12 protein-coding genes and 3 pseudogenes are annotated in these 15,173 nt (G+C 62.3%); all 15 read left to right on the forward strand.

Annotated elements, in window-relative coordinates; all coding sequences use genetic code 11:
• Nucleotides 1-145: 145 nt before the first annotated feature.
• Nucleotides 146-676: pseudogene (locus WJW29_RS00005) on the forward strand (hypothetical protein); the annotation flags it as partial.
• A pseudogene (locus tag WJW29_RS00010) lies at nucleotides 672-815 on the forward strand (IS3 family transposase); the annotation flags it as partial. The pseudogenes WJW29_RS00005 and WJW29_RS00010, both read left to right, overlap by 5 nt.
• A 493-nt stretch (nucleotides 816-1,308) precedes the next feature.
• A complete protein-coding gene (gene tssB / locus WJW29_RS00015) occupies nucleotides 1,309-1,815 on the forward strand; it encodes a type VI secretion system contractile sheath small subunit (RefSeq protein WP_024711387.1) in 507 nt (168 codons plus the stop codon).
• Nucleotides 1,808-3,322, forward strand: coding sequence for a type VI secretion system contractile sheath large subunit (tssC, locus tag WJW29_RS00020; protein ID WP_027703472.1), 1,515 nt, complete (start codon nucleotides 1,808-1,810; stop codon nucleotides 3,320-3,322). Before tssB ends, tssC begins: the two co-directional genes overlap by 8 nt.
• 99 nt (nucleotides 3,323-3,421) lie before the next feature.
• Entirely contained in the window at nucleotides 3,422-3,925 is a 504-nt protein-coding gene (locus tag WJW29_RS00025) for a type VI secretion system tube protein Hcp (protein WP_011259605.1), read from the forward strand.
• Between the two features lie 35 nt (nucleotides 3,926-3,960).
• Entirely contained in the window at nucleotides 3,961-4,794 is an 834-nt protein-coding gene (locus WJW29_RS00030) for a type VI secretion system accessory protein TagJ (protein WP_011259604.1), read from the forward strand.
• Nucleotides 4,782-5,285 carry a type VI secretion system baseplate subunit TssE gene (gene tssE, locus WJW29_RS00035; protein ID WP_011259603.1) on the forward strand — a complete coding sequence of 168 codons (504 nt, stop codon included), beginning with the start codon at nucleotides 4,782-4,784 and terminating at the stop codon, nucleotides 5,283-5,285. The genes WJW29_RS00030 and tssE overlap by 13 nt, the downstream gene beginning before the upstream one ends.
• Nucleotides 5,286-5,288: 3 nt before the next feature.
• Entirely contained in the window at nucleotides 5,289-7,166 is a 1,878-nt protein-coding gene (gene tssF, locus WJW29_RS00040; protein ID WP_011259602.1) for a type VI secretion system baseplate subunit TssF, read from the forward strand.
• A complete protein-coding gene (gene tssG, locus WJW29_RS00045) occupies nucleotides 7,130-8,140 on the forward strand; it encodes a type VI secretion system baseplate subunit TssG (RefSeq protein ID WP_011408954.1) in 1,011 nt (336 codons plus the stop codon). Before tssF ends, tssG begins: the two co-directional genes overlap by 37 nt.
• 32 nt (nucleotides 8,141-8,172) lie before the next feature.
• Entirely contained in the window at nucleotides 8,173-10,878 is a 2,706-nt protein-coding gene (tssH, locus tag WJW29_RS00050) for a type VI secretion system ATPase TssH (protein WP_041182190.1), read from the forward strand.
• Between the two features lie 188 nt (nucleotides 10,879-11,066).
• Nucleotides 11,067-11,564 carry a hypothetical protein gene (locus WJW29_RS00055; protein ID WP_027703476.1) on the forward strand — a complete coding sequence of 166 codons (498 nt, stop codon included), beginning with the start codon at nucleotides 11,067-11,069 and terminating at the stop codon, nucleotides 11,562-11,564.
• 65 nt (nucleotides 11,565-11,629) lie between these two features.
• Nucleotides 11,630-12,124, forward strand: coding sequence for a hypothetical protein (locus WJW29_RS00060; RefSeq protein ID WP_125168760.1), 495 nt, complete (start codon nucleotides 11,630-11,632; stop codon nucleotides 12,122-12,124).
• A gap of 61 nt (nucleotides 12,125-12,185) precedes the next feature.
• Nucleotides 12,186-12,371 (forward strand): annotated as a pseudogene (locus WJW29_RS00065) (IS5/IS1182 family transposase); the annotation flags it as partial.
• Nucleotides 12,372-12,511: 140 nt separating this feature from the next.
• On the forward strand, nucleotides 12,512-12,970 hold the full coding sequence (locus WJW29_RS00070; RefSeq protein ID WP_011408952.1) for a hypothetical protein: 459 nt from the start codon (nucleotides 12,512-12,514) through the stop codon (nucleotides 12,968-12,970).
• 264 nt (nucleotides 12,971-13,234) lie between these two features.
• Nucleotides 13,235-15,172, forward strand: coding sequence for a type VI secretion system tip protein TssI/VgrG (tssI, locus tag WJW29_RS00075; protein ID WP_012444497.1), 1,938 nt, complete (start codon nucleotides 13,235-13,237; stop codon nucleotides 15,170-15,172).
• Nucleotide 15,173 lies beyond the last annotated feature (1 nt).

Genomic DNA, 15,173 nt, shown 5'->3' on the forward strand with positions numbered 1-15,173 from the left:
GACTCAGCATTTTTCCAGTCATTGAAATGCAAGAAGCTGGAATTTTAGAGGTTTGATGGGTTGTTCAGACCTTCCCTAACTGACCCTACTGCAATGGGCGACAGCTACTTCCGCTATTAAGGTTAATCTCCTCGGCGCCGAGCGCATGCAACCGATCACGCCCAAGCAGTGGATCGGCGCGCCGCAGGCCAAGGGCGATACGGTGCCGCTGTCCAGCGCCGAGGATCTGAAGGTGGCGCTGGAGTATCGCGGCTTTGCCGGCGAGATCAGCGAGCCGGCGCAGCTGCCGCACGATCGCAAGCCGGCGGCGATCAGCACGTCCAGCGGCGGCTACAAGGCCGATGTGTTGCACGCCAACAGCACGCGCTACCCCTGGGCGCTGAGCACCCATAGCATGAGCGGCGCTTCGGCCGAGCAGGCGCTGCAGCAACGCTATGCGCGCATGTGTGCGGCCAGCCACAACGGTAAACAGGGCGATCAGCGACAGACCTACATGCCGATGCTGCTGGGCCTGTGGGACGCGGTGGGCGTGGTGCACGAGCTCAACGGCTACCGGCACGACGTGGTCGCGGCGATGGCGCGTTACAAGGACGAGCGGGCGATGGAGTTCAACGCGATGGAGCACATCGAGGAGATCGACACGCTGTTGCAGCGCAATGCGGCGGTGTTGTCGGATCTACCCCCCCAAGGACGCCGCACGCGCCGAGGTGTTCGACGACATCGAAATGTTCTACAACCCACAACGCCGTCATGGTTCAATCGGCAACCTGTCCCCTGTAGAGTTTGAACGGCGCTACGCGCAACGAGGGTCTTGAGTGTCTACGGAACCCTGGGCGTATCACACCGTCTTCCCCGCCATGCCATGACGCACGATCGCAACGTGCCGCCTGCTCGCACGGTCTAGCCCACGGCACGCGCTATGCGTTGTCCATCTCGCAGATATGTGAGCGATCCGCTCTGTGCAAAACCCAACTCATCGCCGAAGGCTGCGCGCACTGCGATTGCCTAAACGAATGCGTGGCCGCGTGGTTTCTCGCGCGGTTTGATGCAATACGCAGCGGCTAGCCACCGATTACATGCCGCACGCAAGACACCAGCGTACTCGAGTGCTCCGCCAGCGTGCGCTGTTGTTGTCATTGGATCCTGCGGGCAAGCCCATCACGCATATCCATACCTGCCATGCCGGTGTTCGATTTCATTCCGCCGGCAGCAGCGCACACGATGCATCTCCGGTGCAAGGGGGACGCCTTTGCCACATGGCCGCTGCAACCGCAGCGTCCAGCAACCACGCAGATCATCGGAGGCCGCATGTCCGTTCGCAGCAGCAGTCAGAAGTTCATTGCCAGAAATCGCGCGCCTCGCGTGCAGATCGAGTACGACGTCGAGATTTACGGCTCGCAGAAAAAGGTGCAGGTTCCGTTCGTCATGGGTGTGTTGTCGGATCTGTCCGGCGCCAATACCGAACACCTGCCGGCGCTGGAAGCACGCGAGGCAGTGGAAATGGATGTCGACAATTTCGACAGCCGGCTGCGTGCCATGCAACCGCGCGTGGCCATGAGCGTTTCCAATACGCTCACCGGCAGCGGCGAGTTACCGGTCGATATCACCTTCGACAGCCTGGACGATTTTTCGCCCACCGCGGTCGTGAAAAAGGTGGCACCGCTGGCCGAGCTGCTGGAAGCACGTACCCAGCTGGCCAATCTAGGCACTTACCTTGACGGCAAAGCCGGCGCCGAGCGCTTGATCGCCGATGCGATCAAGGATCCCACCCTGCTGCGTTCGCTGGTCGCGGCTCCCAAGTCGAAGGATGCGTAACCTCATGGTGACCCAACATTCCGCTGCCCAAGACCTTGCCGAAGCGCAGCCGCAAACCAGTCAGACCGACGACTTTGCGGCCCTGCTGACCCGCGAATTCCGTCCGCGTAGCGAACGCGCCGGCGAAGAAGTGCGGTTGGCTGTGCGCACCTTGGCCGAACAGGTGCTGGAACGCAGCGACATCATCAGCGACGACCTCGCGCAGACAATCAACGCGTATGTCGCCGAGATCGACCGCAAGATCAGCGAGCAACTCAACCTCATCCTGCACGCCCCGCAATTCCAGGCGCTGGAGGGTGCATGGCGCGGACTGCATTATCTGGTCAGCAACACCGAATCGGACACGCAGTTGAAGATCCGCGTGCTCAACGTGTCCAAAAGGGAGCTCGCCAAGAACCTCAAGCGCTTCAAGGGCACCGCCTGGGACCAGAGCCCGGTATTCAAGAAAATTTACGAAGCCGAGTACGGCCAGCTGGGTGGCGAACCCTACGGCTGTTTGATTGGCGATTACCACTTCGACCATAGCCCGCAGGATGTCGACACGCTGCGCGGCATCAGCCAGATTGCCGCCGCCTCGCATGCGCCTTTCATCGCCGCTGCGGGTCCTGGCCTGATGGGGATGGAAAGCTGGAGCGAGCTGTCCAACCCGCGCGATCTGGCCAAGATTTTTTCCACCCCCGATTACGCGGCTTGGCGTTCGTTGCGTCAGAGCGAGGATGCCAAGTACCTGGCGCTTGCCATGCCGCGCACGCTGGCGCGGCTGCCGTACGGAGTCAAGACCGATCCGGTGGAAGCGTTCGACTTCGAAGAAGACACCCAGGGCGCCGATTCGTCGTGCTACACCTGGCAAAACGCCGCCTACGCGATGGCGGTCAACATCAACCGCTCCTTCAAGCAGTACGGTTGGTGCACCCGCATTCGCGGCGTGGAGTCGGGTGGGGCGGTGGAAGGCCTGCCGACGCATACCTTCCCGGCCGACGATGGCGGTGTGGACATGAAGTGCCCGACCGAGGTCGCGATTACCGACCGCCGTTCGGCCGAACTCGACAAGATGGGTCTGATGCCGCTGGTACATCGCAAGAACACCGACATGGCAGCCTTCATCAGCGCGCAGTCGCTGGGCAAGCCCGAGGAATACGACGACCCGGATGCCACCGCCAACGCGGCGCTGAGCGCACGCCTGCCGTATATGTTCGCTTGCTGCCGCTTCGCGCACTATTTGAAGTGCATCGTGCGCGACAAGATCGGCTCGTTCAGCACGCGCCAGCAGATGCAGAGCTGGTTGACCGATTGGGTGATGAACTACGTCGACGGCGACCCGGCCAATTCCAGCGAAGAAACCAAGGCGCGTAAGCCATTGGCTGCTGCCGAAGTGGTCGTCGAAGAGGTCGAGGGCAACCCCGGCTACTACACCTCCAAGTTCTTCCTGCGCCCGCATTACCAGCTCGAAGGCCTGACGGTATCGCTACGCCTGGTCTCGCGCTTGCCATCGGCGCAGGCAGCCTGATCGGCCACAGGCCTCGCTTTCGAACACCAACGCCCTGCGGCTGACAACGCCACGGGATCGGCTCCCCCTTCCTGCACCACCCATCACTGGAGAAGTTCCATGGCTTTCGATATGCATCTCAAATTCGGCTCGGGCGACGTCGAGATCAAGGGCGCGTCCAACCATACCAAGCACAAGGACCAAGTGCCGATCATTGCCTGGTCGTGGGGCACCAGCAACACCGGCAACCTGCATACCGGCGCCGGGTATGCAGCCGGCGGCAAGGCCAATGTGAAGGATATTTCCATCACCAAGTACGTCGATAGTTGCTCCAATGCCTTGCTCAACGCCTGCTGCACGGGTGCGCGTGTGGATTCGGCCACGCTGTACGTCACCAACGCCACCGGCGAGCAGTCGGACTACGTGACGATCGAACTCAGCGAAGGCGTGATGATCACCTCGGTGTCCACCGGCGGTAGCGGTGGCGAGGACCGTCTGACCGAAAACGTGACCCTGCATTTCGGCAAGTTCAAGTATTCGTTCCAGCCGCAGGACGACAAGGGCAAGAAGCAGGGCGGCACCAAGGACTTCACGTTCAACATGCAGGAAGTGAAGAAGTCCTGAGCCCCACGCATCCCCCAACCGGAGCGCCGCTGCCGATGTCTGCTGTCCATCCCGAACATGCCTGCGCCCGCCTGCTCAAGGCGGGCGACCCGGCGCAATCGTTGGCCACCGCCAAGGACTGGGTGCGGCAGTGCCCGGCCGATGCCCAAGCGCGCATCGGGCTGTTCCAACTGTTGGCGGTGGCCGGAGAGTGGCAGCGCGCGCAACAACAATTGCGCCTGGCCGCGGAGTTGGACCAGGGTTGGGGCGGGGTCGTGGCTGCGTATGTGCGCATCCTCGACGCTGAACTGGAACGCGAACAGGTGCTGGCCGGCCGAATGATGCCGCTGATGCCTGGTCAGGTCCCGCCGTGGCAGCAGGATCTGCTGCAGGCATTGCAGCATGATCGCGACGGCGAACCAGGGCAGGCAGCGCGACGGCGTGCCCTGGCGCTTACGCAAGCCGATGCCATCGCTGGCCATATCGATGGCCGGCGTTTCGACTGGCTGGCCGACGCCGACCCGCGTTTTGGTCCGTGCCTTGAGGTCATCCTCGAAGTGGGCTACGCGTGGGTGCCGTTCGTCCAATTGCGCAGCCTGTGCTTGGAAGCCCCGACCACGCTGCGCGACTTGCTATGGCAGTCGGTCGACATCCAATGGCATGACGGCACACGCAGCCGTGGCGTGGTGCCGTGCCGTTACCCCGGTAGCCAACACAGCGAGCAGGGCGCGATCCGCCTTGGCCAGCGCACCGAATGGAAGGGCGAGGCGTTGTCCGCATGCGGTCTGGGGCAACGCTTGCTGGCTGGCAGCGAGGACGACTACCCGGTGCTCGACATCCGCCACATCGCATTCGACACCGCCGCGGTGGAAGCGCCATGGCCGAACTGACCCAACAAGAGCGTTTGCAGCCATCGCTGCTGGACCGATTGATCGACGACCGCCGACACGAACCGGCGGAAAGCCGCGACGCGCGGGCGATCAGTCCAGCCAAGCTGCGCGACTGCGTCATGCGCGACCTGGCCTGGCTGCTCAATTGCACGCGCCACTGGCATGAGGATGCGTTGCAGGCGTATCCGCACGTCGCCAGCTCGGTACTCAATTACGGCATTCCCGACCTGGCCGGCGCACGGCTGGCGGGGCTGGACGTGATCGCACTGCAGAACCGCATTCGTGAGGCGATTGTGGCGTTCGAGCCGCGCCTGGCTGCGGCCAGCCTGCAGGTCACCGCGAAAGTGGATATCGGGCGCATGGACCGCATGTCGCTGTCCTTCGTCATCGATTCCGAATTGTGGGCACAGCCGCTGCCGCTGGCGCTGTATCTGCGCACCGATCTCGATCTGGAAACCGGTCGTTTCAGTCTGTCTTCGGCAGGCCACTGACGTATGGATCCGCGCCTGCTCCATCACTACAACCGCGAGTTGCAGCATGTGCGCGAGATGGGTGCGGAATTCGCGCAGGCGTATCCGAAAGTGGCGGGCCGGCTTGGGATGAGCGGTATCGAGTGCGCCGACCCGTATGTCGAACGTCTGCTGGAAGGGTTTGCCTTCCTGTCTGCGCGCGTGCAGGTCGAACTCGAAGCCCAGCAGCCTGCATTCGCGCAGCATCTGACGGAAATGCTGTATCCACATTTCCTGTCGCCGGTGCCGTCGATGGCCGTGGTGGAGCTGCAACCGGAGCAAGGCGAGGGCATCGGCCCAGCGGGGCATGTGGTGCCGCGCGGCAGCGCGTTGCGCTCGTTGATCGGGCATGGCGACCGCACCGCCTGCGAATATCGCACCGCGCACGCGGTGACGCTGTTGCCGCTGCGCCTGACTGCCGCCAGTTATCTCACCTCGCCGGCAGCGCTGGCCACGCTCGGTGTGCCGGTCGAGCCGCGTGCGCGCGCCGGCCTTCGCCTGGTCTTCAACGTCGACCCCGGGCTGCGCCTGGACATGCTGGCGCTGGACACATTGCCGATCTTCATCACCGGCGCCGATGGGTTGGCCGGCACCCTCCACGAACAACTGCATGCCAATGCGTTGGGATTTGTGGTGCGTGCCCGCTCCGCGGATGGGCAGGTGCTGACGCGCACCTTCGGTCCCGAGCATCTGCAGCCGCAGGGCTTCGATGACGAGCAGGCGCTGCTGCCGCGCAGCGAACGCTCTTTCAGCGGCTATCGCCTGCTGCAGGAATATTTTGCCTGCCCCGAGCGTTTCCTGTTTACCGCCTTCGATGGCCTGGCGCAGGTGCTGACGCGAGCGGCGTGCGCCGAATTCGAGATGTTGGTGTGGTTCGACCGCAGCGTCGAGCGGCTCGATAACGCGGTGGACGCAAGTAACTTCCGCCTGCATTGCACCCCGGCGATCAACCTGTTTCCTCGGCGCGGTGATCGTATCCATCTGCATCCCGGCATCTCCGAGCACCACGTGTTGGCTGACCGCACGCGGCCGATGGACTTCGAGATTCATGGCGTGGAGCAGGTCGAAGGCTTCGGCGATGGCAATGCGCCAATGCAGCGTTTCGAGCCGTTCTATGGCGCGCAGCCGCGCAGTTGGCATGAGCGGCGTTCGGCATTTTATGCCTTGCGACGGCAGCCGCGGCGGCTGTCGACGGGACAGCGTCGTACCGGGCCGCGCTCGAGCTACGTTGGCAGCGAGGTGTTCCTGTCGTTGGTCGATGGCGACCAGGCGCCGTATTCGCACCAACTGCGGCAACTGGGCATGCAGCTGTGGTGCAGCAACCGCGATCTGCCGCTGCATATGCCGGTGGGCAAATCCAGCACCGACTTCGTCCTCGACGATGGCGGCCCGGTGGCGTCGATCCGCTGCGTTGCAGGTCCAACGCGACCGCGCTCGGGCGTGACCGCCGGCGATACCCGCTGGCGCCTGATCAGCCATCTGCAGTTGAACTATCTCTCGCTGCTGGATGCCGGCGACGACGGTGCCACCGCATTGCGCGAGATGCTCACGCTGTACCACGACCCGCACGATGCCGCTGCGCGACGACAGGTAGACGGCGTGCGCCGCATCGCTTCGCGCCCGATCGTAAGGCGCATTCCGGTGCCGGGCCCGGCCACCTATGGCCGCGGACTTGAGATCACCTTGACCTGCGACGACGCGGCCTTTGAAGGGCAGGGCGTCTATCTGCTTGCCTCGGTGCTGCGGCATGTCTTTGCGCGCCAGGCATCGCTCAATTCCTTTACCGAAACCGTGCTATGCACGCCCGAACGCAACGAGGTCGCTCGATGGCCAGCCCATCTCGGCAATCGGCCGATCCTGTAGCGCTGTTCGCGCGGCTGGATGCGCAACCGCAGGCCTTCGAGCTATTCGAAGCGCTGCGGTGGCTGGAGTGCGCGCATCCGGCGCAACCGCGTCTGGGCCAGGCAGCACGGCCGTTGGAAGAGCCTGTGCGTTTGGGCCAGCGCGCCTCGCTGGAATTTCCTCCGCGCGACATCGACAGCGTGCACGCTGGCGTTGACGGTCGCCCGCCGACCCTGCGCACGCTGTCGCTGGGCTTGTTCGGCCCGCATGGTGCGCTGCCGTTGCACCTGACCGAGCACGCCATCGAACGTGAAAGCGCTGGCGATCCCACCTTTGCGGCCTTTGCCGACATGTTTCACCATCGCATGATTGCGCTGTGGTATCGCGCCTGGGCCGATGCGCGACCCACCGTGCAGATGGATCGCGTGGGCGATGACCGCTTCGGCGCGCGGCTGGATGCGTTAACCGGTGTGGACCAACCTGCGTTACGTGATCGCGATGCGATGCCGGTGGCTGCACGCCGGCACTTCGCCGGTCGCTTCATTGCCCAGGCGCGCAATGCGGAAGGCTTGCGTGCTGTGCTGACCGGCCTGTTCGACGTCCCGGTGCAGGTGCAGGAATTCGTTGCCAACTGGTTGACGCTGCCCGAGGAAGGGCGACTGCGGATGGGACGTGCTGCTGCGCGTATCGGGCGTGACGCCACGCTTGGCGCATCGGCGCGCAACGCGCAGCATCGCTTCCGCCTGCGGATCGGCCCCTTGGAGATCGCCCGCTACCGCGAGTTCCTGCCGGGCGGCCAGGCCCTGGACGTACTGACCGCCGCAGTACGCGGCTACATCGGCGACGAGCAGGCCTGGGACTTACAACTCGTGCTGGCGCGCGAAGACGTCCCGTTGCCAGTCCTGGGGCAGGGCCAGCGCATCGGCCTGTCGCTGTGGCTCGGCCACTATCGCCGCACGCTCGATGCCGACCAGCTCGTGCTTACGTCGCCCTGATGCGTTTCTCGGTTTTCACTTCTGGAGTTTTTATGGCAGACATCAGTCGCGCCGCCTTGTTCGGCAAGCTCAACAAGACCACCTATCGCGGTATCGAATCGGCCACTGCGTTCTGCAGGCTACGTGGCGACCACGAAGTGGAACTGCTGCACTGGCTGCATCAGTTGCTGCAGGCGCAAGACGGCGACTTGCACCGCATCGTGCGCCGTTTTTCGCTGGATGCGTCGCGGCTTGCACAGGACCTGACCGTGGCGCTCGATCGCCTGCCGCGCGGCGGTGGCGGACACTTCGATCTGTCGGCCAGCGTGGAGGAGGCAGTGGAACGCGCCTGGGTGCACTGCACGTTGCGTTACGGGCGGCAACGCATCCGTGGCGGCGATCTGCTGGTGGCGATCCTGCACACGCGTAGCCTGCGTCACGGGTTGCTGGCGATGTCGAGCGAGTTCGCCAAGCTGCGCGCGGAAGCACTGGCGGACGATCTGGATGACATCGTCGCCGGCTCGCCGGAAGACGATGCCACCGACGTTGCGGCGGCTGTCGCCCCCGTTGGGACTGGCGCAACAGGTGGTACTGCGGCGCTCGCGCTGTACACGGTCGACCTCACCGCACAAGCGCGCGAGGGCAAGCTGGACCCGATCATCGGCCGCGACGACGAGATTCGCCAGGTCGTCGATATCCTGATGCGGCGCCGCCAGAACAACCCGATCCTGGTTGGCGAGGCCGGCGTCGGCAAGACCGCGGTGGTGGAAGGCTTCGCACAACGTATCGCGCGCGGCGATGTGCCGCCCGCGTTGCAGGATGTGCAGCTGCGCACGCTCGATGTCGGCTTGCTGCAAGCCGGCGCCAGCATGAAAGGTGAGTTCGAGCAGCGCTTGCGCGCAGTCATCGACGAAGTGCAGGCCAGCCCCAAGCCGATCATTCTGTTCGTGGATGAAACCCATACCCTGGTCGGCGCCGGTGGCGCGGCCGGCACCGGCGATGCGGCCAACCTGCTCAAGCCGGCACTGGCGCGCGGCACCTTGCGCACCGTAGGCGCGACCACCTTTGCCGAGTACAAAAAGTACATCGAAAAAGACCCTGCATTGACGCGGCGCTTCCAGGCCGTGCAGGTCGACGAGCCGGACGAGGCCAAGGCCGTGCGGATGATGCGCGGTGTCGCCTCGACGATGGAACAGCACCACCGCGTGCAGATCCTTGACGAAGCGCTGGAAGCGGCGGTCAAGCTCAGTCACCGCTACATCCCGGCGCGCCAGCTGCCAGACAAATCGGTCAGTCTGCTCGATACCGCCTGCGCGCGCGTCGCGGTGAGCCTGCATGCCACGCCTGCGGAAGTGGACGACAGCCGTCGCCGCATCGAATCGCTGGACACCGAGCACGCCATCATCGAGCGCGAGCGTGCGATTGGCATCGTGGTCGATGAGCGTGCTGCCGCTTGCGCCAGCCTGCTGCAAAGCGAGCACGGCCGCCTGCGCGAGCTGGAACAGCGCTGGGTTGCCGAAAAGGCGTTGGTCGATGCGCTGTTGTCGCTACGCGCGCAACTGCGAGGCGGCAACGCGCCGGTGGAAGGGACCGGCAGTGCGTTGGAAACGGAGGCCGAACAGCGTGCGTCTGGCGATATCGCGGTGCTCGAAACGCCGGTACACGTGGATCGCGATGCGCTCTTAGCACGTTTGCAGTTGGTACAGGCCGAACTGGCCGCATTGCAGGGCGAATCGCCGCTGATCCTGCCCACAGTCGATTACCAAGCCGTGGCCGCGGTGGTCGCCGACTGGACCGGCATCCCTGTCGGGCGCATGGCCCGCAACGAGATCGACACCGTGCTGCGCTTGCCCGAACTGCTGGCCAAGCGCGTGATCGGCCAGGACCACGCCATGGAGATGATCGCCAAGCGGATCCAGACCAGCCGCGCCGGCCTGGACAACCCGGACAAACCGATCGGCGTGTTCCTGCTGGCCGGAACCTCCGGCGTCGGCAAGACCGAAACCGCACTCGCCCTGGCCGAAACGCTGTACGGCGGCGAGCAAAACCTGATCACCATCAACATGAGCGAGTACCAAGAGGCGCACACTGTCTCCTCGCTCAAGGGCGCACCGCCGGGCTATGTGGGCTACGGCGAAGGTGGCGTACTGACCGAAGCGGTGCGCCGCAAGCCGTACGCGGTCGTGCTGCTGGACGAAGTGGAAAAAGCCCACCCGGACGTGCACGAACTGTTCTTCCAGGTCTTCGACAAGGGCTGGATGGAAGACGGCGAAGGCCGCCGCATCGACTTCCGCAACACCTTGATCATCCTTACCAGCAACGCCGGCACCGACCTGATCGCCAGCCTGTGCAAGGACCCGGAATTGATGCCGGATCCGGACGGCATGGCCAAGGCATTGCGCGAACCGTTGTTGAAGGTGTTTCCGCCGGCATTGCTCGGGCGGCTGGTGGCGATTCCGTATTACCCGCTCAGTAACGCCATGCTCGGACAGATCGTGCGATTGCAGTTGAACCGCATCAAGCAGCGGATCGAAGAGCGCTACAGGATTCCGTTCGACTACGACGAGTCTGTAGTGGAGCTGGTGGTGAGCCGGTGTACCGAGAGCGAATCGGGTGGCCGGATGATCGATGCGATTTTGACTAACTCGATGTTGCCGGAGATTAGCCGCAAATTTCTTCGTGGGGTAGTGGACCGGAAACGGACTGAACGCCTTGACATTCGTGTCGAAGATTCCGCATTGGTTTATTCGTTTCTCTGATTTCGAAAATTTTCTGTTGGTGGCGACGGGAAGGCCTGGCCATGAGTGGAGAGCTGTATGACTGACTACGATACCTTGATAAGCAGCGGATTCAATATTATTTAAAATCATGCGTTGGTTTAATTTTCGGTATTCAAAAAAATCGCCAATTTCACTTTTGCAGGAATTTAACGGTGTAAAGGAGTTTAATGATGCCAAAGGCATTGCGTAAGCGAGTTAACCGCAAGGATAAGGGCTACCATGCGCTCCGGCGTTCGGAGATAAACGACCTGGACAAGGCTGCAAGTTTTTTACTAGCAATTAGTTACTCTGGCCGAACTTCGCAGACAAAAGCTTCCCAAGGACTGATTCAAATGGATTGTGTTGCACTGGCGGTCATTAACAACGAATGGCTAGTGGCGGCAAATAGCCGTCGACTCGACGACTGGCATATGGAGGCGCTGGCCCAGGAGCTGGGTTTTGATTTTACATACGCCATCGTCGAGCGTGGACAGGGTGGCATGCATGCCGAGATGCAGGTTTTGGAAGAGATTAAAGCCAGTAGCTACTCGTCAAAGGGCGTACATATGGGAGTCTCGAAGCCGTGCTGTTTCGATTGCAAGTCGACGCTTGATACCGTGCAAGCTCTGTACTCCCAATACCACACAGATACAGTGGTTAACTGGGAGGCTCCGGATTTAAGATAGATATTGTGACTGCCAATTTAATTTTATTTATTCAATTATTTTTTAAAATCTTGCTGAGGTGATTAATGGCAGCTTCTGAGTACGAGAATGAGGTATCTCGCGCGATGCGCGATTCGGCTAATAAAGAAGATAATCCAAGCGAACGCTGTGTAAAAGGTGGCCTTCGAAGCGTCACGGAAACCGGCCCCAATAAAATTCCCATCATCCGTGAATGGGAGTACGCCGCTTCGCGGGTGATTGCTTTTTCGAAAATAGATTCCTGCCTGGGTGCGCTGCAGATCGTAGATGATAATAGACTGCTTGGCGCTCACTTCTCTATGTTTGCTTCGGGTGCGCCATACGATGTCGAGAAGTTCAATGAGATGATGGCTTCGGCCGGATTTCAGGTAGATTTGCCAATTTTATATTTCGGTGGAGGCGTGGGTGATTGGCGGCAGGGGCTGGGTTTCAATAATTATATGGGTGTAGCGTCTTTCTCCCCTCCTGTAATTGACGCGGAGCAAAAGGCGTGGATTTTTGAAATCAATAATGGTTATTTTACTTACCATTCAATGAATTAGAGAAACTCTGCCCCCCCCCCCGATCCAGCGACAATCACACAGACGCAACGGGACGACGACGATGCAACTGACCTTCGGAGACGCGGAGTACAACGGCAAGCGCAAGCGGACGCGGCGTGAGGTGTTCTTGGCCGAGATGGATCAGGTCGTGCCGTGGAAGGACCTGCTGGCGCTGATCGAGCCGCACGATCCAAAGTCGGGGCAGCCGGGGCGACAGCCGTATCGGCTGGAAACGATGCTGCGCATCCGATGGTCTCAACTTGCAAGCGCAACACGTCAGCTGAACTTGGAAAATTCCTCTTCCAATGCGTGATTGGGTGGGGCTCGGTAGTGGTTAGCCCCGTTTCCGTAAACGACGATTCGCCAGAAATCAAAGGAGTTATTGGAATGCCAAACCTGACAAAGGTTCCTTACGACATCAACAGCGCCAACGGCGTGGTCAGGGCGTGCCTGAGGAAGAAGCGCGAAGTTGCCCAGTCGCAGGACGACGGAGGCATCAACGGTATCGGCGCCGGCTCCTGCTGTTCCTTTGTAACTTACATAAAGCACGGAGGCGAGGTCGACAACGTGTTCGGCAACAGCCGCATCCGCATCCCGTTCAAGGTCAATGGGGTAGATGTCGCGAATGCCTGCGCACACGGGGAACTGACCGCGCTGTGGAATGCGATCGCCGATGAACCTGGCATTCCGACGATTGTGGAAATGTACATAGAGATGTCGCCTTGCAGCAAATGTCAGAATGCCTTAAACAACCTTCTACAGCCCGGACAGGAAATCTACTACTCCTTCGACCACCCGGATGAGGTCGAGGCCTGGAAGGTCGCAGCTAAGCATCTGTGTGCATGATGCCTGCGACTGGGGACGGGAGCAAAGCGGACGGAAACCTGGATTTTCCCAGCTTTCGCTTGCCGAGATCCAGCGTCTGATCCGTTGCGGCTGCGTGCCGTGCACTCAGGCGATGCCATGGCGTGAGCACGGTGACCTACTCCTCCCCGGTATGTGTGGCATCGCGATTATCGATTTCCCTGCACCCCGGCGCGGCCGGCAAAGTCATCGCATGCCATCGACCTTTGCGCCTATGTACCGCAAGACCACTCCGGGAGCCTGACCATGGCCCACGCCATTACCCTGCAGTCGCCGCTTGGCAAGACGCTGCGCTTTGTGCGGATGAGCGCGCACGAGGCACTGGGGCGGCCCTATGCGTTCGCGTTGCACGGCATCAGCCGCGATGTGGCGATCGACCTGCGCGCTCTGCTGGGCAAGCCGATGGCGGTCAAGGTCACTTCACCGCAGGGCTATGTGCGGCATTACCACGGCATCGTCGCCGAGGCGGAGCAGACCGGGTTCGAGCAGATCGAGGGGCTGCGCTACGCCACCTATGCCTTCTCGCTGGTGCCCAAGCTGTGGTTGCTCGGGCAGCGCCGCGATTGCCGCATCTACAAGAACAAGAGCGTGCCGGAGCTGGTGCGCGCGTTGCTGGCCGAGGTTGGATGCACCGACGTGAAGCTGCGCCTGAGCGCGAGCTACACGCCGCGCGAATACTGCGTGCAGTACCGCGAGAGCGCGCTGGACTTCATCAGCCGCTTGATGGAGCAAGAGGGCATCTACTACTACTTCGCACACAGTGCCAGCACGCATACGCTGGTGCTGGCCGACAGTCTCGGCGCGCACGAATCCTCTGCGCCATTCGCACAAATCCCTTACTGCCCGCCCGGGCAGAAGGGCAGCCGGATGAAGGACGCGATCACCGATTGGTCGCTGGCGCGCAGCGCGCACAGCACGCGCGTGCGCCTGGACGACTACGACTATCTCAAGCCCAAGGCCTCGCTGCGGGTGGACGAGACACCGGCCGAGTCTTCGGGACCGGCGCTGGGCGAGCTGGATGTGTTCGATTATCCCGGCGAGCATCTCGATGTCGCGGCCGGTCGTCGTCACGCGCAGGTGCGTGCCGAAGCGCTCAACGTGGCGCAGGCGCAATACCAGGGCTGGACCGATGCCTGCGGTTTGCAGGTGGGCGCATTGTTCAAGCTGCGCGACTTTCCGCTGGCCGAGCACAACCAGGAATACCTGGTGACCAGCGCGGACACCGAACTGGTTGAAGTGGATTATGTGTCCGGTGGCCAGACGGTTGCCGAGCCGTTTGCGTCCACCTTCCGTGCGCTACGCAGTCGGCAGCCGTTTCGGACCCCGCAGACCACGCCGCGTCCGAGTATTGCCGGGGTGCAGACCGCGCTCGTCGACGGCAACAAGGCCGAGGATATTGCGGTCGATCAGTACGGCCGTGTGCAGGTGAATTTCTTCTGGAGTCCGCCGGGAACGCCAAACGCCGTCTGCTCGTGCCCGGTACGCGTGGCGCAGTCGTGGGCGGGCAAACGCTGGGGCGCGCAGCACATTCCGCGTGTGGGCCAGGAGGTGGTGGTGAGCTTTCTGGAAGGCAATCCGGATCGTCCGCTGATCATCGGCAGCGTCTACAACGCCGACCAGCTGCCACCGTATGCACTGCCCGAGCACCGCACCCGTAGCGGGGTAAAGAGCCGCAGCCTGTCGGGTGGGGCAGAGGACTACAACGAGATCCGTTTCGACGACAAGAAGGGCAACGAAGAGCTGCTGCTGCATGCGCAGCGCGATCTGCGCCACGAAGCGGAGAACGACCATTTCGTCACTGTCGACCGCAACGAAACCGCCGAGATCAAACGCGAACGCAGCCACACCGTTGGCGGCAACGACCGTCTGGACGTGGGCAAGACACTCCGCATCCAGGCAGGGAGCGAGATCGCGTTGGTGACCGGGATGGCTCGCCTGCAGTTGAAGGCCAGCGGCGAGATCGTGCTCAGCGGCACCCGGCTCACGCTCGATGGACGCGTCAGCGTCGGCATCCAGGGTGGCGTCAGTGTCGATGTCAGCGCGATGGCCAACCTGACCCTGCGCTCGAACGCGTCGGTGCTGCTGCAATCCAACGCCGTGACCACCGCGCGCGCCAACGCGGCGCTGCTGTTGCAGTCGTCAGGTCCGGCCGTGCTCAAGGGCACTCCGCCCATCATCGCTTGAG

The sequence above is a fragment of the Xanthomonas sp. JL1 genome, from assembly GCF_038405005.1.